The following is a 20,721-nucleotide window of genomic DNA, read 5'->3' on the forward strand; positions in this document are numbered from 1 at the left end:
GCGGTGGCTACGGCATGTTGGCGCTGCCGCGGATCGGCCACGAGGTGATTGTCTCGTTCCTGGAGGGCGATCCCGACCAGCCGCTGATCACCGGGCGCACCTACCATGCCGCCAACATCCCGCCCTACGCGCTGCCCGAGCACAAGACGCGCACCGTGATTCGTACCCAGACCCACCAGGGCGACGGCTTCAACGAACTGCGCTTCGAGGATGCCAAGGACCGCGAGCAGATCTGGCTGCACGCCCAGAAGGACCTCGAACTGCTCACCGAGCACGACCGTACCGAGGAGATCCGCAACGACAGCCACCTCACGGTCAAGCGCGACCGTATCGGCGAGATCGACCGCGACGACCACCTCAGCGTGGCGCCAAGAAAAGCCCGACGGCAGCCGACACCTGATCGTCGAGGGCAGCCTGCACGTCCGGGCCGGCCAGGCCTGGCTCAGCGAGAGCGGGCGCGAACTGCACATCAAGGCCGGCCAGCAGGTGGTGCTGGAAGCCGGCAGCGAGCTGACCCTCAACGCCGGCGGCAGCTTCCTCAAGCTCGATGGCAGCGGCGTGACCATCGTCGGCCCGACGGTACGAATGAATGCCGGTGGCAGCCCCGGCCGGGGCAGCGGCCAGGCGGTGGAGAGCCCGCTGCTGCCAGGGCATGCGGTCCCGGAAACCAGTGAAGACGTCACGCTCAAGGCGCCAGCGGCCTTGCTCAAACAGGAGTATGCGTTGCACGAAGCGGCACAAGTGGGTGATGGGGTATGCGAGGTTTGCGAAGCCGCCAAGGGGGATAGCTGATGTCCAGCACCTGGATGATGATCGATGGCAAACTCAATCCGCAGGCCATGCAATCGCTCTACACCCAGGGCATGGCGGAGGAAGTCCGGCCCATTCTGCTGGGCACCCCCTATGCTCCCATTGCCGCGTCAGGACCTCTGCTGGCGCGTATTGGCGATGACAGCCAGCTTCATGAGCACTGGCGCGCCAACGAGTCACCGGCGCTTCATGCGTGGTGCCTGAATAGTTCACTACCTGCCTTGTCACTGGTAGCGCATTGGCGTCGGCGCCTTCTGCTTCAGGGGCCACAGGGGCGCCGCCTTTGGTTGCGTTATGCCGATGCTCGTGTCATTACGCGTGGTCTCGCACACGCCGTCTTTCCCCGCGGCTTCTGGCATGCCACGACATCGCTGCAACTCGCCGCTAACCAGGGTGCCTGCTCCCTGCTTCCCGAGCCGGACTGGGAGGAGCCCAGCACCCCCACGATGACACCACACTTCTCTCTCGGTGAGCAGCAACTGGCCTTGCTGTCACCTCTCTCCAGGACTCAGGAGATGCCGACATGAGCGCTGCCCAATGCCCTCTGCTGGCCGCTATCATCCCGGTGCGTTACGCCATTGGCCATGAAGGGCTGACCAGCGATTTCCTCGATGACCTGCCACTCCCCGCCCTCGAAGGACGATGCTTGGCTGAAGACGCCGACGCGGACACCCGAGCGCTGCGCTATGTCGCCCGCCCGCTTCGCGATGGCTGGTGCTATGTATGGCTGGACAGGCAGCAACGCCTGGTGGAATACGAAGTGGCCCAAGGACGCCTCGATGAAACAGCGCGTGGCGGTCCGGTGATAATGCCAGGAGGTGGGCCCTACCTGTTCCTGCCAGCGGGCGAGACGGCCAGGCTCGCCTGGTCCCCAGTGCGTTGGAGCGATACGCATTATGCCGAACTAAGCGCTCAAGCGAGTCGACGCCAAGCCTTGATGCGAGCCATCATTCCTGGCCAGGGCCCAGCCAGCGGGCCCCTGGAATGGGCCGCGCAAGTACCGGAACTGAGCGACGCACCGCCTGCCTCATTCGCCTGGAGCAGTGAGCCCGACGTTGATCTCCCTCGCTGGGAGACATTGACGCCAACCCTGACCCAGGCCGAGGTTCAGGCCGTGGCGGTGCTCGACGACCCTTGGGGCGTCGTCATCGATCTGGCCTTTCTCGTTCGGCGTGGCTATGCCCGCCGTGAGGATTGGTTCGCCAAGGAGGGCGAAGAGCGGACCCTGGCTCAGCATATCCTGGCGCTGGCCAGGCAGAACCGCGAATTCTGGGCCGAACTGCCCACCCTGGCGGACCAGCCGCGAATCGAGGAAGCCGCCAAGCGTTACGATGCCGAGATCGCCGAACTGGAAGTGATGATAGGCAGCGTCGTTGCCGACTGGCGGCGCTGGATGGAAACGTGCTGGGAGGACGGCAATCCCGCCACCCTGGCCGCCGCGCAAAGCCACTTCGAACCTTCGCGCGCCGAGGATCACGATGCCATGGAGACCCTGTGGACCGCCGCCCTGCTGGGCCCCACCCAAAGCCAGATCGGCGCCGCCCTGGTCGAAAGGCTGATGGATCCCGAGCAAGGCCCCCAGGACCCGGAGGCGGGACACTCGCTGTGGACGGTGCTGCTCGGCCAATCCCGGGCCATGACGCTCTCCGATGTCACACGGCTGCTGACGGCGGGCGACCTAAGCGGTGAGAATGACTGGCAGGGCTGGGCCACCAACCTCAACCAGCTTTCCAGCCAGATGGGCAACGGCGTAGTCGCCGCGCGTGAAGGCTTGTTCCTGGCCCTGGGCAGCGTCGTAGGCCCTCACCTGAACGCGCTGGGCGCCACCTCGCTCCACAAGCCCCTGGTGGCGGGGTACTTCGCCGCGGCGCTGGCGCGCAGCGGTCAACGCGTGTTCGCCGAACCGGTACCCGCCAAACAGGTGATCGACTGGCTCAATAGGCCCATGGCAAGCGCCGTCGGCGCGCCGGAATCACTGGCCCGGCTACGCCCGGACCTGCTGCCCGATCTCGAAGGCAAAAATGTCACCACGCTACGCCTGGCCGCCAACGATGCCAGCGCGCCGCCGCGCGGCAACCCCTTCGTCGAGGCACTTAGCGACGCGCCGCTCAAGGGCATATTGTTAGGGCTCAATGGGTGGATGCTGGGAGATGCTTTGGACGACTTCATTCAAGATGTTACGACTGAAACAAGCTTGTCTTTGGGATCCAGCTTGTTTGGTACTGGGGCGGCAACCATGGCCTTGGCTCAGCACACACGACAACTGGAGGCGGAGAAGCTGCGGATAACTACGGGCATGTCTGCGGAGTGGGTCGAGCGTTACCGTCAGTTTCTGGTCCTGGGTCAGGCGACCAACTTTGCCCTGGCGATGGCTGCCGTCCTGGATACCTTCTCCTTTGGCCGTCAGGCCCTGGATAGCCTGGGCAGGGGCGACCGCGACAGCGCCGCCGTGCAAGCTGGCATGAGCGCCGCCAGCGCCGGTCAGACCGCGCTGTGACCATGGGCCAGGCCGCCGAAGCCGCCGCCCTGGCCAGTCGTGCCAGCACGCCGGGCCTGATGCTCAGCCTGGTGATCCTGGTCATCGGCGGGGCGATCAGCCTGCGCTACACGCAGGAAACGCCGCTCCAGAACTGGGTGCGCCGGACCCGCTTCGGCACCCACCCCGCCGCCTGGGCCGGCGACCTGGAAAAGGAACTCGACCACCTGTTCCAGTTGCTCTATGCGCCGCGTATCCGCCTGGAGCGCCGCGCCGAGTGGAACCAGCGGCTGAATACCCACTATACGGCGGTATGGCTGCTGGTCGAATTCCCCGCCGCCAGGGCGCGCTTCCCGGGCATGTTCACCCTGGAAGCCTCCGAGCGCTGGAAAGCCGGCTGGTTCGGCACCGAAACCCGCCGGGTGGTGCTGACGGAAAAGGACCTGGAGCTGGATATCGGCGGCAGGCACCGGCATGATCGGCCCGTCTACCGCAAGGTCTACCATGCCACCCCCGAGGACGAGACGCTGCGCGAGATCGTCGGCACACTGTACTACCGCCCCCTGCCGGAGCTGACCCTGTCGCCGGTGGACATCAGGATCGATTGAGGCCCATGCACAGCATCCATAACTTCTTCGCCGACCTCTCCCAAAAACTCGGCCTGGCCGACGAGGTCATCCGGCTCTCGCCGCGCCGGCCGGCGGCCAAACAGCCGTTCCAGCTCGGCGACGTCCAGGAGCAGAACGAGGTCTATCTCGACCTGGGCACCGGCGCCGATTTCAGCAAGGGCGGGATGACCGGTACGCTGGCCTGGGGAGCCTTTTATATGGCTATGTTCGGACTCCTCGCTTTGCGTCATGAAGGACAACTCGACAATTACCTGATTTTAATTAGTGTTCTGTTCGGTATTGTCTCTGCGATCTTTCTAATCGAGGTATTGTTGCCCTTTCCCATGCCGGTGCGCTTCAACCGCCGCACCCGCGAGGTGTACTTCCAGGACCGCCACAAGCTCTACCATGTGCCGTGGGACGAGGCGGTGGCGTGGATGCAGCAGACCCGTCAGGTCACCCAGTACACCGGCGCCACGCGCATGACCCTGCTGCAGTTGCTGCTGCAGCGCTTCCGCCGCCCCGAGGAGGTGATCGCCCTGCAGCTCTCGCTGCCGTTGGGCAAGACCCCGGAGATCCAGGGCATGCTGTGGGAGTACCTGCGCTGCTATATGGAGAAGGGCCCGTGGTTCGACGATCACGGCACGCCGTTGGCGGAATCCAACCGTGGGGAGGTGCTCAAACGCCGCGCTGGAAACAAGGCCAATCTGCGAGGGTTGTGGCGAAATTACATGAAAGGCCTGGAAATAGGCGTCGATACCAAGGCGTCCGTCGCGTTCTCGGTAGCCATCCACTTGCTTTTATACCCCAATTTACTGGTGCAGGACTGGACCACCGCCGTGGCCCGGCGCCGCGCCGAGAAGAATCAGTGGCACGCGCTGGTGCGGGAACGCTGCCGCGCGGACGGCCCCACCACCCGGCTCTACGACCTGGAACTGGCCGAGGGGCTACATCCCGAAGCGGGTGACGATGCCCCGGCCGCGTCCTCCACAGGCGGATAGGCCATGCACAGCATCCGCACCTTTTTCGCCGATCTCTCCCAAAAAGCGGGCCTCGTCGACGAGGTCATCCGGCTCTCGCCGCAGCGGCCGGCCGCCAAACAACCCTTCCAGCTCGGCGATGTCCAGGAGCAGAACGAGGTCTATCTCGACCTGGGCACCGGCGCCGATTTCAGCAAAGGGGGGTTGACCGGAATACTGGCCTGGGGGGCTTTTTATATGGCACTACTCGGACTTCTCGCCTTGCGTCAGGAAGGACAACTCGACAATTATCTAATTTTAATTGGCACTCTGTCCGGTGTCGTCTCAGTAATCTTTCTGATCGAGGTGTTGCTGCCCTTTCCCATGCCGGTGCGCTTCAACCGCCGCACGCGTGAGGTGTACTTCCAGGATCGCCACAAGCTCTACCATGTGCCGTGGGACGAGGCGGTGGCGTGGATGCAGCAGACCCGTCAGGTCACCCAGTACACCGGCGCCACGCGCATGACCCTGCTGCAGTTGCTGCTGCAGCGCTTCCGCCGCCCCGAGGAGGTGATCGCCCTGCAGCTCTCGCTGCCGTTGGGCAAGACCCCGGAGATCCAGGGCATGCTGTGGGAGTACCTGCGCTGCTATATGGAGAAGGGCCCATGGTTCGACGATCATGGCACGCCATTGGCGGAATCCAACCGTGAGGAGGTGCTCGAACGGCGGCGGGGAAAGAAGGCCGATCTCAAGGGCATCTGGCGAATGCATATGGACGACCTGAGAAAGGGCACGGAAACCAGGTCGGGCGTGGCGATGTTCGTGGCCGTCCACTTGCTTTTCTACCCAAATTTCCTGGTGCAGGACTGGACCACCGCCGTGGCCCGCCGCCGCGCCGAGAAGCGCCAGTGGCACGCGCTGGTGCGGGAGCGCTGCCGCGCGGACGGCCCCACCACCCGGCTCTACGACCTGGAACTGGCCGAGGGGCTGCATCCGGAAGCGGCTGCGGCCGCTTCCTCCACAGGCGGATAGGCCATGCACAGCATCCATAACTTCTTTGCCGATCTCTCCCGGAAACTCGGCCTGGCCGACGAGGTCATCCGGCTCTCGCCGCAGCGGCCGGCTGTCGCCAGCGGGCGGCAACTCTTCTCGGGACAGGAACTATCAGGTGTCAACCGAGCCCTCCGGTTAACCACAACCATAGGGCGATGGCAGCAAAATGACCTGGGTACCACGCCAGCCACAAGCGGCGCGGCATCTTCATGCCGATCTTGGGGATATGCCGTGCGGCACCGGTTGCCAGCAGCAACATTACCAGGCTGGTGGCGACGGTAAATGACTTGGCCATGTCCGAACTGTTCATGAGCCCTGCAACGACCAGCAAGGGGAGGGCGGCGCTCACCGCCAGCAGGCGTTCAGTCAGTGTTTCTCCTCCATGACTCAGGTGATGCATCGCCAGCATGTACAGCGGCACCATCAATAGGCCGCGATGACCGTATTCCACCCAGTTTCCGAGCAGGAGCCATGCCACCAGGGACGCCGTCATTGCCAAGCCCAACCAAGCGGTGCTCAGTTCCTGGCGCTGGTAGCGTTCGAGTAGATCGCGCCACCAGGCGCTCCAGGCGAGTCCGGCGGACAGGGTGAAGCAGATATTGAGGATCAGAGCATCGGAGACCCTGGGCATCAACATGTAAGGGAGTTGGGCGATCAGGCCGATCACCAGGATCCGGCGTGCATAGCGCAGCGGGTTACGGGTATTGAACAGGGCGTGCCAGGCGACCATGGCGGCGAACAGCGGAAAGGCGATACGCCCGATGGAGCCTCCTGTCCAGCCCATATCCCAACTGGCTGGCACGACATAGCGGCTCAGATGGTCGATCGACATGGTGACGAGCGCTAGCCACTGTCCCCAGCCGGTCCAGTTCGAAGAAGGGCGCGTGTCATCGGTTGCCACAATGGCGGGTGCGGGCATCGTTACCTCCGGTTTGTAATCGATGTCGGGGAAGCAGGGCATGCCCTCAAGGCGTGCCAATATTACCGTAAAGTGGGCGATCATGGCGCTTATCATAGACGGCCAGCGGTTGGCTCCTGACATCTTCCGCCCTGGCCGGCGACTTGAAATAACCCCATACGGAGTGCATGCCGCCCCGGCTATCGGTGATCATTAGCCGCTGGCGCCGATAGCCATCCTGTTCATTGACACCTTCCAGGCGATCGAGTTTACCCAATGTCGGGTTGTCGACCCGAAAAAGCTCACCGCTTACCCGATGTCCTCGACCGCGAGCATCGATCAGCACCGGCGTATGGGATACGCCATGTAGCACCAGGGGAAAGGGATGACAGGTCGTTGCCGTGTCGAGGAACCTGGCCGTCGTCATGTAGGGCCCATGGTTGGTGAAGCCGCGTTTGAGTGTGCCGTAGACGAACAGGAGATGTCGCATCGTTGGCCTCTTCGGGACGCTAGTGAACGGCTGGAGGTTGGCCGGTCGCCCAGATTTCGTATCGCTGCATCATGGTGAAGTTGACATGCTTCAGGGCGCTCGATAGGTGCACTATCGATTTTATCGATAGGCAAGGCGTCACCGTTACTGATGTTTATTGCGGTTTTTCAAAACCTCTGCAAACACTGAAGCGTATCGAATTGTTACCTACTACAGGGCAATGAGACGAGATGCCAAGAACAATAAGACTCTATGTACGCTTCGTCGACGCTTTCAGTCGACGAGTGGGGCGCTTCATCATGTACCTGATATTCGTGATGATCGGCGTCCTGTTGGCTTCCTCGATCGCACGCACGGTTTTCAACAGCCCATTCAACTGGGTGGTGGAGTCGTCGCAATTCATGATGGTGGCCTACTTCCTGCTCGGTGGCGCCTACTCCATGCAAATGGAAGCCCACGTCAGGATGGACCTGATCTATGGTCGCCTCTCGCAGCGGCGGCGTGCCTTGCTCGACGTGGTGACCATCCTGTTCCTGATAACGTTCCTGGTGACGCTGCTGCTGGGCGGCATTTCCAGCACCCAGTACGCGTTGCAGTACGGTGAGCGCAGCTATTCCGCCTGGGCACCGCCCCTGGCGCCGATCAAGATCATCATGACCTTTGGCATCTTCCTGATGCTGTTGCAGGCGATATCGACCTTCTTCAAGGACCTGGCGTGCGCCCTTGGTCGTCCCCTTGAAGGCAGCTCCCCCGCGGAGGCGCGTTCATGAGCTACCAGATGATCGCGCTTAGCATGTTCTCGAGCATGATGGTGCTGCTGCTCACCGGGCAGCGGGTATTTGGGGTGATCGGCTTCGTCGGTGCCGTTTCTGCTCTGCTGCTATGGGGCAACGGTGGGGTAGAGATGCCGTTCAATGCCAGTTTCATACTGCTCAACTGGTATCCGCTGCTGACCTTGCCGCTGTTCATTTTCATGGGCTACATGCTCTCCGAGTCGGGCATTGCCAGCGAACTCTACGACATGTTCCACGTGTGGATGGGCTCGCTGAAGGGCGGCCTGGCCGTGGGCACCGTCGGCTTGATGGTCATCGTCTCGGCGATGAACGGGTTGAGCGTCGCCGGTATGGCGATCGGTGCCAGCATCGCACTGCCGGAACTGCTCCGGCGTGGCTACGACAAAATCATGGTCACTGGCGTCATCCAGGCGGGCAGTTCGTTGGGCATCCTGGTGCCACCCAGCGTGGTGCTGGTGCTTTACGGCATGATCGCTCGGCAGCCGGTGGGCAAGCTATGGATGGCCGGGGCGATTCCTGGGTTGCTGCTCGCGGCATTGTTCATTCTTTATATCGTGATTCGTTGTCACCTGCAGCCGCAGCTGGCGCCGACATTGCCCGAAGAGGAACGTCGTCACACCACACGCGAGAAACTTCTCGTGCTACGTGCGGGCATCCTGCCGCTGCTGATCTTCTTCGCCATGACCGGGCTGTTCATCCTCGGCGTGACCAGCCTGGTGGAGAGCGCTGCCGTCGGCGCGACCTCGGCGCTGGTGGCGGCCTGGATCAAGGGTCGCCTGACCCGGCAGGTGATCGAAGCCACTGTGCACAAGACGCTCGGCATCACCTGCATGTTCATGTGGATCATCCTCGCCGCGCTATGCTTCGGCGCCGTGTTCGACGGGCTGGGGGCGGTACGTGCCATCGAGGGGCTATTCCTCGACCGCATCGGCATGAGCCCGTGGGAAATCCTGCTGATGATGCAGCTCTCCTACATCCTGATGGGCATGTTCCTGGACGATACCGCCATGCTGGTGATCGTGGCCCCGCTCTATGTACCACTAGTGATCAGTCTGGGCTTCGATCCTGTGTGGTATGGCGTGCTGTATACCATCACCGTGCAGATCGCCTACATGACACCGCCGTTCGGCTACAACCTGTTCCTGATGAGGGCCATGGCGCCGCCGGAGATCTCGCTCGGCGATATCTACCGCTCGGTGTGGCCCTTCGTCACGATCATGCTGATTGGCTTGGCTCTGGTCACGGCTTTCCCGCAGATCGCCATGTGGCTGCCCGACAACTTTTATGGGATACGACGCTAAAGGTATGGGATGCGCCGCTAAAGGTGGCGTCTTTTATCACTCACGTTACGCAGGCAAGGAGACCGAGCGACCCGTCAGCCGACACCCAAGACGCGACAACAACAACCTTCCACAGCAGGAGTCGAAGCAATGACCAATAACAGACGCGATTTTCTCAAGAAGGCGGGGGTGGCTACCGCCGCCAGCGTGGGTGCGGCGGCTTTCCCGGCCCCATACGTGCATGCACAATCCAAGATTCGCTGGCGTTTGCAGACCTATGCTGGCCCCGCGCTCGCCGAACATGTCATCAAGCCGTCGATCGAAGCCTTCAACAAGGCGGCCAATGGCGAGATGGAAATCGAGCTGTACTACTCGGACCAACTAGTGCCTACCAGCGAGCTGTTTCGCGCCATGCAGCGTGGCACCATCGACGCCGTGCAGAGCGACGACGACTCCATCAACGCCCCCGTGGACGTCTCGGTGTTCGGTGGTTATTTCCCGTTCGCCTCGCGCTACAGCCTCGATGTTCCCACGCTGTTCCATCACTACGGCCTCAAGGAGATCTGGGAAGAGGCCTATGGCGAGATCGACAACGTCACTTGGTTGGGTTCTGGCTCCTGGGACCCCTGCAACTTCGTGACTCGTGACCCGATCCGTACCCTCGAGGATCTCAAGGGCCAGCGCGTGTTTACCTTCCCTACCGCGGGACGCTTCCTGGAACGTTTCGGTGTGGTGCCGGTAACCCTGCCGTGGGAAGACATCGAAGTGGCCATGCAGACAGGCGAGCTCGATGGTATCGCCTGGGCGGGGATCACCGAGGCCTACACCGTGGGCTGGGCCGATGTCAGCAACTATTACCTCACCAACAACATCTCGGGGGCTTGGTCGGGTTCCTACTTCGCCAACACCGAGCGCTGGGAGGCGTTACCCGAGCATCTCAAGACCCTGTACAGGCTGTGTATGGACAGTTCGCACTACTACCGTCAGCACTGGTATTGGTGGGGCGAGGCGCACTACCGCACCAAGGGTGGCAAGCTCGAGCTGACCTCGATTCCCGAAGAGGAATGGCAGACCATCGAGGACGAAGCGCTCAAGTTCTGGGACGAGATCGCCCAGGAAAGCGAGCGCAGTGCCAAGCTGGTGCAGATCCTCAAGGATTATCGTCAGACCATGCAGCAGGCAGGGCCTCCGTACCGATACAGTTAAGAGGGTGTTTATAAACTACTGCGCTCGGCCATGCTGTGTCGCGAGACAGTTACGGGATAGGCTTGGAACGATGAGCTTCCCGAGTGTAAGGAGACAGGCATGCGTAGCGGTTTCGGGTTCGATTTGCGCAGTATGGAGATCTTCGTCGAGACCCTCGAACGTGGCAGCCAAACTGCCGCAGCCGAGAGTCTCGGCCTCAAGCAGTCATCGGTATCCCAAAGCCTGGCCAACCTCGAGGAAGCCATGGGTGTGGCCTTGCTGAACCGTCATTCACGACCGCTGGAACCTACCAGCGCCGGTCGATTTTTCTACGATCGTGCCAAACGTCTGCTCAATGAGGCGCGCAGCACACGGCGCGAGTTGGTCTCGGGAGCGTTCGGCCGCTTGCATCAGGTACGCATGGCGCTGGTAGATTCGTTGGCCACTGCCGTGGGCCAGCCATTGATCGAGGTCATCAAGCGCCATACCAGCGACTATACCCTGACTACCGGTTTGTCCCACATGCATGGCCATGCACTGTTGACGCGCCATGTGGATATCATCATCTCCGACGACCGCCTGGAGAACTACGACGGCCTGGAACGTCATGCCATCCTCGGCGAGCCTTTCGTGTTGGTATTGCCCGCCGATTGGGCCGGTCCGGTCGACAACCTGCGCTGGCTGACCCGCAAGCTGGACTTCGTTCGCTACACACCGCAGTCGCTGATAGGGCAGAGCATCGAGCGGCATCTGCGGGTCCACCAAATGGAATTGCCAGCTCGGCTACATCTCGACAATACCTATGCCGTGTTGAGTCTGGTCAGCGCCGGTGCCGGCTGGACCATCACCACGCCATTGTGTCTCTACCAGGCCGGTCTCGATCGCTTGAACGTCAGGGTCGTGCCGCTACCGACCGAACCACTGCGCCGCGAGTTGACATTAGTGGCTCGACGCGACGAATTGGGCGACCTGCCTTCGCAACTGGCGCGTGATAGCCGTCGCCTGTTGGAGCGTCGTTATCGTGGCGAACTGGAACGGCATTTGCCCTGGGTGTTATCCGATGTCGTCACCTCGCGCTGATCTGGCAGGAAATGTCTCCCCATACTGGCACCGAAAGGGAGTTCGACTGCCCATTGCGAGGGCATTATCGGGCTTTTCGATAGCGATGCTGTCAGCCCCACTGATGCTGTTTGCGCCTGGTCTTGGCCCCCACTCACACTGCCTGGGCGTACCCATGATTGGCAGCGGTGGGACATCTACGTCACCTCCGCGACTTCGACCATGACAATTACAAGCATTGGGGGTATTCGATGAGTCATTCCCGCACATCCACGGCTTCGGTGGACTATGAAACGGTCGACAAGGCGTATCTCGACAAGCGCAAGTTGAAAAAGGGCGCGGCTGGTTGGATCCTGCTAGCCAGTCTCGGCGTGTCCTATGTGATCTCAGGCGATTATGCCGGCTGGAACTTCGGCCTCGCCGCCGGTGGCTTCGGTGGCATGCTGGTGGCCACCATCCTGATGGCGATCATGTATACCTGCATGGTGTTATCGATTGCCGAATTGTCCTCTTCATTGCCCACTGCCGGAGGTGGCTACAGCTTCGCTCGACGCGCCTTCGGCCCCTGGGGAGGCTATATCACCGGCACGGCGATCCTGCTGGAATACGCCATTGCGCCGGCAGCCATCGCCATCTTCATCGGCGGCTATGTCAACGAACTCATAGGCCTCAATGGCCCGCTGGTCTACGCCGCCTTCTATGCACTATTCGTCGGTATCCATCTGTGGGGGGCTGGTGAAGCCCTGAAGATCATGATGGGAATCACCGCGCTGGCGGTCATTGCCATCGTCGTCTTCGCCGTCGGTATGCTGCCGCACTTCAGTTTGGGCAACCTGTTCGATATCCAGGTCAATTCCAGCGCGGTGGGGGCTTCGGCCTTCCTGCCTGAAGGTTTCATCGGTATCTGGGGCGCGTTGCCGTTTGCCATCTGGCTGTTCCTGGCGGTGGAGGGGGTGCCCCTGGCCGCGGAAGAGGCCGGCGATCCGGCCCGTGACATGCCGCGTGGCATCATCACCGCCATGCTGGTGCTGTTGGTGTTTGGCGCCTGCGTGCTGTTGTTGGCGCCGGGCGGTGCCGGTGCGGCGGCAATGAGCGAGCACGCCGCCCCTCTGGTCGGTGCCCTGCAAGCGGTCTACGGCATCGACTCCTGGGCGGCGGGGTTCGTCAATCTGGTGGGCCTGGCCGGCTTGATCGCCTCCTTCTTCTCGATCATCTATGGCTACTCGCGTCAGACCTTCGCCTTGTCGCGGGCCGGTTACCTGCCGCGCTGGCTGTCGGTCACCGGCGGCCGCAAGGTGCCCTTCCTGGCGCTGATCGTGCCGGGGGTGATCGGTTTCCTGCTGTCACTGACCGGCAAGGGCGACCTGATGATCACCATGGCGGTGTTCGGGGCCACCATCTCCTACGCCATGATGACCCTGGCGCACATCCTGCTGCGTCGTCGCGAGCCGGAACTCGAGCGTCCCTATCGTACCCCGGGAGGCACCTTGACCTCGGGCGTGGCCTTCGTGCTGGCTATCGTTGCCTTCCTCTCGACCTTCGTGGTCAGTGTGGAGGCGGCACTGTGGTCGGCCGTGTTCTACGCCGTCATGCTCGCCTATTTTGGTTTTTATAGCCGTCATCATCTGGTAGCCCAGGCACCGGAGGAAGAGTTTGAAGCCATCGCCCTGGCCGAGCGGGAACTCTCGGGCGAAGTGGCCACCAAAGGCGCCTAGGCAAGCGGCGTCTCGGCAATGTGTTCAGGCACAGGGACGTGCCGGCTTACCGCGAATCGGTGAGCGCAACAACAACAGTCAAGATTGAGGGTAGCTCGATGAGCCGAATGCAAGCGAGAGACATCAAGACCGCGGAAGAGGCCCGACGTATCGTCGAGGAGCGTGGCTTGAGCCACGTCAAGGTGGGCATGTTCGACATCGATGGCGTGATGCTCGGCAAGTACATGCAGCGCGACAAGTTCTTCTCGGCCCTGGAAGACGGTTTCGCCTTCTGCGACGTGGTGTTGGGGTGGGATAGCAAGGATGAACTCTACGACAACGTCAAGTTCACCGGCTGGCATACCGGCTATCCCGATGCACCGTTGAAGATCGTTCCCGACAGTTGCCGCGAGCTACCCTGCGAGGGCGACATGCTGCTGTTTCTGGCCGAGTTCGCCGGCCCGGCCGGGGAGCTTTGTCCGCGTGGTCTGTTGAAGCGGATATTGGAACGCGGCCGTGGGATGGGCTTCGAGGCTTTCGGTTCACTGGAATACGAGTTCTTCATGTTCCAGGAGACGCCGGAGTCGGTGCGCGAGAAGGGCTTCCGCAATCTCAAGCCGCTGACGCCGGACATGATGGGCTATTCGATGCTGCGCAGCTCGGTGCACAGCGAACTCTATCGCGAGTTACTGGCGCTGGCGGAAAGCATGGATTTTCCGATCGAGGGGTTGCATACCGAAACAGGCCCCGGGGTGATCGAGGCGGCGATTGGTGTGGATAGTGCCCTGGCGGCCGGTGACAAGGGCGCGTTATTCAAGGTCTTCACTAAGGTTTGGGCTCAACGGCGTGGCCTGATGGCCACCTTCATGGCCAAGTGGTCGCCCGACTATCCCGGCCAGAGTGGGCATATCCACCTGTCGCTACGCGAAATCGACAGTGGCAAGTCGGCGTTCTTCGATCCTGAGAAGCCCTATCAGATGAGCGACGTTCAGCGTCACTTCGTAGCCGGACAGCAGAAGCTGATGCCGGAATTCCTGGCCATGTTCGCACCGACCATTAACAGCTACACGCGCTTGATCCCCGGCTTTTGGGCGCCTACCGATGCCACTTGGGGGGTGGAGAACCGGACTACGGCGCTGCGCGTGATTCCCGGCAGTGACAAATCGCAACGGGTCGAATACCGCCTCGGCAGCGCCGATGCCAACCCCTATCTGGCGCTGGCGGCAGCGATCGGTGCCGGCCTGTACGGCATCGAGCACCGACTCGAGCCCGATGAGCAGGTCAAGGGCAATGCCTATGAGCTCGACCATCCTGAGCATCAAGCCTTACCGCGAACCCTGTGGGAAGCCGCCCAGCGGCTGAAGGCTTCCGAAGCGGCCCGGACACTGTTTGGTGACGCCTTCGTTGAGCACTTCGCCGCTACCCGGGAATGGGAGGAGCGGCAGTTCCGAAGGCATATCACGGATTGGGAGTTGGATCGCTATTTCGAAATCATCTGAGACTTCAATCGCGCAGAAATCTGCGCTCCCACGAGAGTTGGGCTTGTGATTTATGGGTGGGAGCGCAGCTCCGCTGCGCGATGGCTCTGGCGCTGTTGTAGAAGATGCCGACCTGGCGGTCGGATCGCGCAGAAATCTGCGCTCCCACGAGAGATTCGATGGTGGCTCGGGATGGCAACGAATGAGGACAAGTAATGACCACACAGAAAACGATTTCCCCGGTCGACGGCTCGGTCTACGTCGAGCGTGAACAGGCCGATGCGGCTCAGGTGGAGGCGACCCTCGAGCGGGCGGTGGCAGCACAGCGATCTTGGCGCGAGGTACCGCTGGGGGAGCGGGCCAGGCTGTGCTCGGCGATGGTCGATGCCTTCGTCGCTCGCCGCGACGAACTGGCCGAGGAATTGACCTGGCAGATGGGCCGGCCGATCGCTGCCGCTGGTGGCGAGATTGGTGGTTTCGAGGAGCGTGCGCGTACCATGATCGGTCTGGCCGAGTCGGCACTGGCGCCAATCGAGCTCCCCGGCAAGCCGGGCTTTACCCGCTACATCACCCGCGAACCGCTGGGGGTGTCGTTCATCGTCGCGCCCTGGAATTTTCCGTTCATGACGGCGGTGAACGCCATCGTGCCGGCGATCATGGCTGGCAACTCGGTGATTCTCAAGCACTCGGCCCAGACACCGCTGTGTGCCGAGCGTATCCAGCAGGCCTTCGATGAGGCCAGGGTGCCGGAGGGTGTGTTCCAGTACCTGCACCTGTCGCACGAGGCCACCGAGGCGCTGATTCGCGATTCACGCATCAAGCATGTCTCTTTCACCGGCTCAGTAGGTGGTGGCGAAATGGTCGAGCGCAATACAGCGGGACGCTTCATCGCCACCGGACTCGAGTTGGGTGGCAAGGATCCGGCCTATATCCGCGCTGACGTCGATCTCGACAGTGCCATCGAGGGTGTGATGGACGGGGCCTTCTTCAATTCCGGCCAGAGCTGCTGTGGCATCGAACGGATCTACGTGCACCGCGAAATCTTCGAAACTTTCGTCGAGCGTGCGGTGGCTTGGGTCAAGCAACTCCGGCTCGGTAACCCGATCGACCCTGCGACCACCCTGGGGCCGATGGTCAAGCCAGCAGCGGCGGATTTCGTGCGCGGCCAGATCGAAGAGGCGGTCACTGCCGGTGCCAAGGCCTGGATCGATCCTGGTGATTATCCATTGTCTACCCCTGGCAGTGCCTATCTGGCGCCACAGGTCCTGACTGGCGTCGACCATTCGATGCGGATCATGCATGAGGAGAGCTTCGGCCCGGTGGTGGGGATCATGCCGGTGGATTCCGACGACGAGGCCGTGCGCTTGATGAACGACAGTGACTTCGGACTGACCGCGGCGGTCTTCACCCGCGATATTGCTGCCGGTGAGGCCATCGCGCGGCGCTTGGAGGCTGGCACGGTGTTCACCAATCGTTGTGACTACCTGGACCCTGAACTGGCCTGGACCGGCGTCAAACACTCCGGGCGTGGCTGTTCGTTGTCACGACTGGGATACGAAACCCTGACAAGGCCCAAGTCATTTCATTTGAAGCATGGATAAGGGGGGAGAAAGAAGTGAGAAGAATGAAGAGGGAAGAAGGAAGGTAATATTCCGCTTTTTCTTCTTCCTTCAAGGCACGAAGTGCCGTTTCTTCCAGCCGCACAGCGCGGTCTTCCATCTACCAAATTTGTGTGAGGGTGCTATGAGCCACGATATCGATTACTTCACCACCGGCTGGAACTATCCAGCCAACATCCTTACCGGTGCCGGGCGTATTCGTGAGTTGCCCGAGGTGTGCAAGGCACTTGGCATGAAAGCGCCATTGCTGGTCACCGATCCGGGGCTGGCGGGGTTGGCGATGGTACGCGACCTGGTACTGGCTTGCCATGACGCTGGCTTGGGCATCGCCGTGTTCAGTGAGATCAAGGGCAATCCCACTGGCAAGAACGTCTTGGATGGGGTGGCGGCGTTCCGTGATGGGGGACACGATGGGGTGATCGCCTTCGGCGGTGGTTCGGGATTGGATGCCGCCAAGGCGGTGGCGTTGATGGCCAACCAGCGCCGGGAGCTGTCGCTATGGGCGCTGGAAGACGTCGGCGACAACTGGAAGAACGCTGATGCCGAGGCCATCGTGCCCATCGTCGCCGTGCCCACTACCGCAGGCACCGGTTCCGAGGTTGGCCGTGCCTCGGTGATCACCGATGAGGTCGAGCACGTCAAGCGCATCATCTTCCACCCAGGCATGGTGCCAGCCACGGTGATCCTCGACCCTGAGCTGACCGCTGGTTTGCCGCCCTCCATCACTGCCGCTACCGGCATGGATGCGTTATCGCATTGCATGGAAGCCTGGTGTTCGCCGCTTTACCACCCCATGGCCGAGGGCATCGCCGTGGAAGGTATGCGTAGGATCCGCGATTTCCTGCCACGCGCTCATGTCGATGGCAACGATCTCGAGGCGCGCATGAACATGCTGGTGGCATCGATGATGGGGGCGACCGCCTTCCAGCGCGGGCTGGGCGCCATGCATGCCTTGGCACACCCGCTCGGTGCTTTGTACGACGCCCACCATGGTACTCTCAACGCCATCCTCATGCCCTATGTGTTGCGTGCCAACGAGTGTGTCATCGGTGAACCCATGGTGCGGCTGGGGCGCTATCTCGATCTGCGTCAACCGGGGACGGCGGCGGTGATCGACTGGGTGCTGGAGTTGCGTGAGCGGCTGGGGATTCCTCACACCCTGGCCGAACTCGACATCGATGCTCATCAGGCCGACAAGGTCGGGCAGATGGCAGTGGTGGACCCTTCATCCGGTACCAATCCCGTTGCCTTCAATGCTGATCAGTACCGCGAAATCTTCGTCAACGCCGTCGAAGGGCGCCTCTAAGCCGCAGCTTAGAGGCAGCATGAACATGAGCCGCAGTTTCGGGCGGCATGAATAGAAGGAGATTCGCCGATGCGTATAGGGCTTCTGCAATGCGACGACGTGGCGCCGGAATTGCGCGATGAGCATGGCAATTACCCCGAGATGTTCCAGCGACTGTTCACATCGGTGGATCCGACCCTGACGTTTCGCGTGTGGCGCTGTCTGGACGGCGAGATCCCCGACGATGTGGATGCCGTGGATGCTTGGCTGACTACCGGCTCCAAGTTCGGTGTCAACGACGGTCTGGCCTGGGTCGACGAGCTGTGTGGCTTCGTGCGCAAACTATGGGATGCCAGCAAGCCGTTGGTCGGAGTGTGCTTCGGGCATCAGGTGATCGCCAAGGCTCTGGGTGGCAAGGTGATCAAGAGCCCCCGTGGATGGGGGGTGGGAATGTCCTTCAACCGGGTCAGCGAACGTGCCGGATGGATGGAGCCTTGGCAACCGAGCCTGGATTTGTTGGTCAGCCATCAGGATCAGGTGGAGGAATTGCCGCCGCACACCAGGGTGCTGGCGGAAAGTGATTTCTGCCCCTTCTATCTGATGCAGGTCGGTGAGCATTTCCTCGGCGTGCAGGGCCACCCGGAATTCCCCAAACCCTATTCACGCGACTTGATGCAGTTACGCAGCGATCTGGTGGGCGCCGAGCGGGTCCGCGAGGGATTGGCATCCCTGGAGGCCCCGGTCGACGACCAGTTGATGGTGCGCTGGATCCTCAACTTCATGCGCTCGCCACAGCAGCGTTCTGGCTAGTCTGCTGAGAGCGGCTGGAACGCATGACGCGCAGCAGCCGTAGCCCATTGGCCACCACCAGCAGGCTAGCGCCCATATCGGCGAACACTGCCATCCACAGAGTGGCATGACCACTGAAGGCCAGCACCAGGAACACCAGTTTGATGCCGATGGCGAACGCGATGTTCTGGACCAGCACCGAGCGCGTGGCTCGAGAGAGTCGCACGAACGTCGGCAGCTTGCGCAGGTCGTCGTCCATCAGTGCCACGTCGGCGGTTTCGATGGCCGCGTCGCTGCCGGCTGCACCCATGGCGAAACCGATATCGGCACGCGCCAGCGCCGGAGCATCATTGATGCCATCGCCGACCATACCGATGGTGGTGTGCCGGGCGCGTTCCTCGATAGTGGCCAGTTTGTCGTCGGGCAGCAGGTGCCCCCGGGCTTCGTCGATGCCGGCTTCACGGGCGATGGCATCGACGCTGGCGGTGTTGTCGCCACTGAGTATCAGTGTCTTCACGCCGAGTTGGTGAAGATCATCGATCGCCTCCCGGCTCGTGTCCTTGAGCGGGTCGGCAACGGCGAACAGTGCCAGTGGACGTCGGGCATCGCCCAGCACCACTACTGTATGGCCCTGGCGTTCCCAACTATCGAGCAGGGCTTCGAGTTCCGATGAACACAGACCACGCTCTTCCACATAGCGATGATTGCCGAGCCATAGCGTTTCGCCGTCGATGCAGCCTTGAACGCCGCGCCCGGCGTGCTCGGTGAAGGCTTCCACTTCGCTGGCGACAATGCCATCGTCCTGTGCCGCTTCATGCACGGCGCGGGATACCGGATGATTGGAACGTCCGGCCAGACTTGCCGCCAGTTGCTGCAGTCGCCTGCGTTCAGTGGCATCCGCATCGGATGATAGCGGCTGCCAGTGGTGCTGACGCGGTTGGCCACGGGTCAGGGTGCCAGTCTTGTCGAATGCCAGCCAAGCAAGACGATGCCCCAGTTCGAGGAAGCTTCCTCCCTTGATCAGGATGCCGGCACGTGCAGCGGCCGACAAACCGCTGACGATGCTCACCGGGGTCGAAATCACCAAGGCGCAGGGGCAAGCAATCACCAGCAGCACCAGGGCACGATAGATGCCATCTAGCCAGGCACCCGCAAACAGCAGTGGCCAGATCAGTGCAGTGGCGACAGCCAGCACGAACACCGCCGGTGTATAGATGGCAGCAAACCGGTCGACCAGGCGTTGCGTCGGGGCGCGATTTGACTGGGCTTCTTCCACGGCATGAATGATACGTGCCAGGGTGGTGTCGCTGGCCGCGCGGGTGGTGCGATAGTCGAATTCGCCATTGTGGTTGATGGTGCCGGCGAAAACCGTATCGCCAGGAGCCTTGTCACGGGGCAGGCTCTCGCCGGTGATCGGCGATTCGTCCAGCGCCGGATTGCCACGCACGACGTCGCCATCCAATGCTACCCGCTCACCGGCACGCACGCGCACGAGGCTACCGACGCTGACCTGGTCGGCCTCCATCTCTTGCCAGTTGCCGTCGAGTTGCTGGACACGGGCCCGCTGTGGTGCCAGTGCCAGCAGATCGCGAATGGCGTGGCGGGCACGGTCCAGTGAACGGGCCTCGATACGTTCGGCGAGAGTGAAAAGCACGAGAACCATGGCCGCTTCGGCCCACTGACCGATCAACAGAGCACCGGCTACCGCCACGCTCATCAAGGCGTTGATATTGAGGGTACGGTGGCGCAAGGCGACGAAGCCCTTGCGCCAAGTGGGCAAGCCGACCATGGCGATGGCGGCCAAGGCCAGGATCGGCGGCGCCCAGGGCGTGGCCAGCTCAAACCAATGACTGGCTTCTGCACCAAGGGCGAACAGCGCCGCTATCACGAGGGGCCACCAGCGTTCGCGTCTTGCGGGAGCGGACTCATCGCGGCGAGAGGTGGAGTCTATCTCGTCAGGCGTCATGCCAAGGCTACGGACATTCGCTTTCAGGGCTTCGGGGTCGGCATTACGATGATGGATCGTCAGCACGCGATCCATCAGGTTGAAGTCCAGCGCCGCTACACCTGGCTGCCCGACCAGCGCCTTGCGCAGCAGAGTCTCCTCGGTGGGACAATCCATCTCTTCAATGCGTAGACGTAGCGTCTCGCTGTCCTCCGGGGCAGCAGCGGTAGATGGCTGCTCCTTGACTTGCTGTCCTTCACAGCAGGTATGGCAGTGCGAGTGTTTGGACATGCCGAACT

Annotated in this window: 18 protein-coding genes; 15 read left to right on the forward strand and 3 right to left on the reverse strand. The window is 61.9% G+C overall.

What is annotated here, in order from left to right; translation table 11 throughout:
* The 6 genes from L861_RS24810 to L861_RS15590 form a co-directional block, all read left to right on the forward strand.
* Positions 1-674 (forward strand): bacteriophage T4 gp5 trimerization domain-containing protein (locus L861_RS24810; RefSeq protein WP_371828297.1); only part of this gene is annotated, 674 nt, incomplete at its 5' end.
* A 117-nt stretch (positions 675-791) separates the two neighbouring features.
* Positions 792-1,337, forward strand: a complete 546-nt coding sequence (locus tag L861_RS15570; protein ID WP_016417586.1) for a DUF4123 domain-containing protein — start codon at positions 792-794, stop codon at positions 1,335-1,337.
* Complete coding sequence (locus L861_RS15575; RefSeq protein WP_016417587.1) at positions 1,334-3,307, forward strand: toxin VasX; 1,974 nt, start codon at positions 1,334-1,336, stop codon at positions 3,305-3,307. Before L861_RS15570 ends, L861_RS15575 begins: the two co-directional genes overlap by 4 nt.
* 2 nt (positions 3,308-3,309) lie before the next feature.
* Positions 3,310-3,894: a hypothetical protein gene (locus tag L861_RS15580; RefSeq protein ID WP_016417588.1), complete on the forward strand. Its 585-nt coding sequence runs from the start codon at positions 3,310-3,312 to the stop codon at positions 3,892-3,894.
* A 5-nt stretch (positions 3,895-3,899) separates the two neighbouring features.
* A complete protein-coding gene (locus tag L861_RS15585; protein ID WP_016417589.1) occupies positions 3,900-4,895 on the forward strand; it encodes a DUF6708 domain-containing protein in 996 nt (331 codons plus the stop codon).
* Positions 4,896-4,898: 3 nt separating this feature from the next.
* Positions 4,899-5,885, forward strand: coding sequence for a DUF6708 domain-containing protein (locus L861_RS15590; protein ID WP_016417590.1), 987 nt, complete (start codon positions 4,899-4,901; stop codon positions 5,883-5,885).
* Positions 5,886-6,024: 139 nt separating this feature from the next.
* Here L861_RS15590 and L861_RS15595 read toward each other — a convergent pair whose 3' ends face one another.
* On the reverse strand, positions 6,025-6,825 hold the full coding sequence (locus L861_RS15595) for a TraX family protein (protein WP_016417591.1): 801 nt from the start codon (positions 6,823-6,825) through the stop codon (positions 6,025-6,027).
* 46 nt (positions 6,826-6,871) lie between these two features.
* The gene (locus L861_RS15600; RefSeq protein ID WP_016417592.1) at positions 6,872-7,294 is read right to left on the reverse strand and encodes a gamma-glutamylcyclotransferase family protein; all 423 of its coding nucleotides are present in this window, start codon (positions 7,292-7,294) and stop codon (positions 6,872-6,874) included.
* 230 nt (positions 7,295-7,524) lie between these two features.
* On the opposite strand from L861_RS15600, the gene L861_RS15605 reads away from it, so the two are divergent.
* The 9 genes from L861_RS15605 (at position 7,525) to L861_RS15645 (ending at position 18,498) form a co-directional block, all read left to right on the forward strand.
* Positions 7,525-8,064 carry a TRAP transporter small permease subunit gene (locus tag L861_RS15605; RefSeq protein ID WP_016417593.1) on the forward strand — a complete coding sequence of 180 codons (540 nt, stop codon included), beginning with the start codon at positions 7,525-7,527 and terminating at the stop codon, positions 8,062-8,064.
* On the forward strand, positions 8,061-9,389 hold the full coding sequence (locus L861_RS15610; RefSeq protein WP_016417594.1) for a TRAP transporter large permease: 1,329 nt from the start codon (positions 8,061-8,063) through the stop codon (positions 9,387-9,389). Before L861_RS15605 ends, L861_RS15610 begins: the two co-directional genes overlap by 4 nt.
* A 129-nt stretch (positions 9,390-9,518) precedes the next feature.
* Positions 9,519-10,574, forward strand: coding sequence for a TRAP transporter substrate-binding protein (locus L861_RS15615; protein WP_016417595.1), 1,056 nt, complete (start codon positions 9,519-9,521; stop codon positions 10,572-10,574).
* A 99-nt stretch (positions 10,575-10,673) separates the two neighbouring features.
* Positions 10,674-11,633 (forward strand): LysR family transcriptional regulator, encoded by a 960-nt coding sequence (locus L861_RS15620; RefSeq protein WP_016417596.1) that lies wholly within the window; start codon positions 10,674-10,676, stop codon positions 11,631-11,633.
* Positions 11,634-11,863: 230 nt separating this feature from the next.
* The gene (gene eat, locus L861_RS15625; protein ID WP_027948090.1) at positions 11,864-13,327 is read left to right on the forward strand and encodes an ethanolamine permease; all 1,464 of its coding nucleotides are present in this window, start codon (positions 11,864-11,866) and stop codon (positions 13,325-13,327) included.
* Between the two features lie 98 nt (positions 13,328-13,425).
* On the forward strand, positions 13,426-14,805 hold the full coding sequence (locus L861_RS15630) for a glutamine synthetase family protein (protein WP_021029212.1): 1,380 nt from the start codon (positions 13,426-13,428) through the stop codon (positions 14,803-14,805).
* 194 nt (positions 14,806-14,999) lie between these two features.
* A complete protein-coding gene (locus tag L861_RS15635; RefSeq protein ID WP_016417599.1) occupies positions 15,000-16,385 on the forward strand; it encodes an aldehyde dehydrogenase family protein in 1,386 nt (461 codons plus the stop codon).
* A 142-nt stretch (positions 16,386-16,527) separates the two neighbouring features.
* Complete coding sequence (locus tag L861_RS15640) at positions 16,528-17,709, forward strand: iron-containing alcohol dehydrogenase (RefSeq protein ID WP_016417600.1); 1,182 nt, start codon at positions 16,528-16,530, stop codon at positions 17,707-17,709.
* Positions 17,710-17,778: 69 nt separating this feature from the next.
* A complete protein-coding gene (locus L861_RS15645) occupies positions 17,779-18,498 on the forward strand; it encodes a glutamine amidotransferase-related protein (protein ID WP_016417601.1) in 720 nt (239 codons plus the stop codon).
* Here the strand turns inward: L861_RS15645 and L861_RS15650 are convergent.
* Positions 18,467-20,713: a heavy metal translocating P-type ATPase gene (locus tag L861_RS15650; RefSeq protein WP_016417602.1), complete on the reverse strand. Its 2,247-nt coding sequence runs from the start codon at positions 20,711-20,713 to the stop codon at positions 18,467-18,469. The genes L861_RS15645 and L861_RS15650 overlap by 32 nt on opposite strands.
* Positions 20,714-20,721 lie beyond the last annotated feature (8 nt).

The organism is Litchfieldella anticariensis FP35 = DSM 16096, assembly GCF_000409775.1.
GTDB classification, from domain to species: Bacteria; Pseudomonadota; Gammaproteobacteria; order Pseudomonadales; family Halomonadaceae; genus Litchfieldella; species Litchfieldella anticariensis.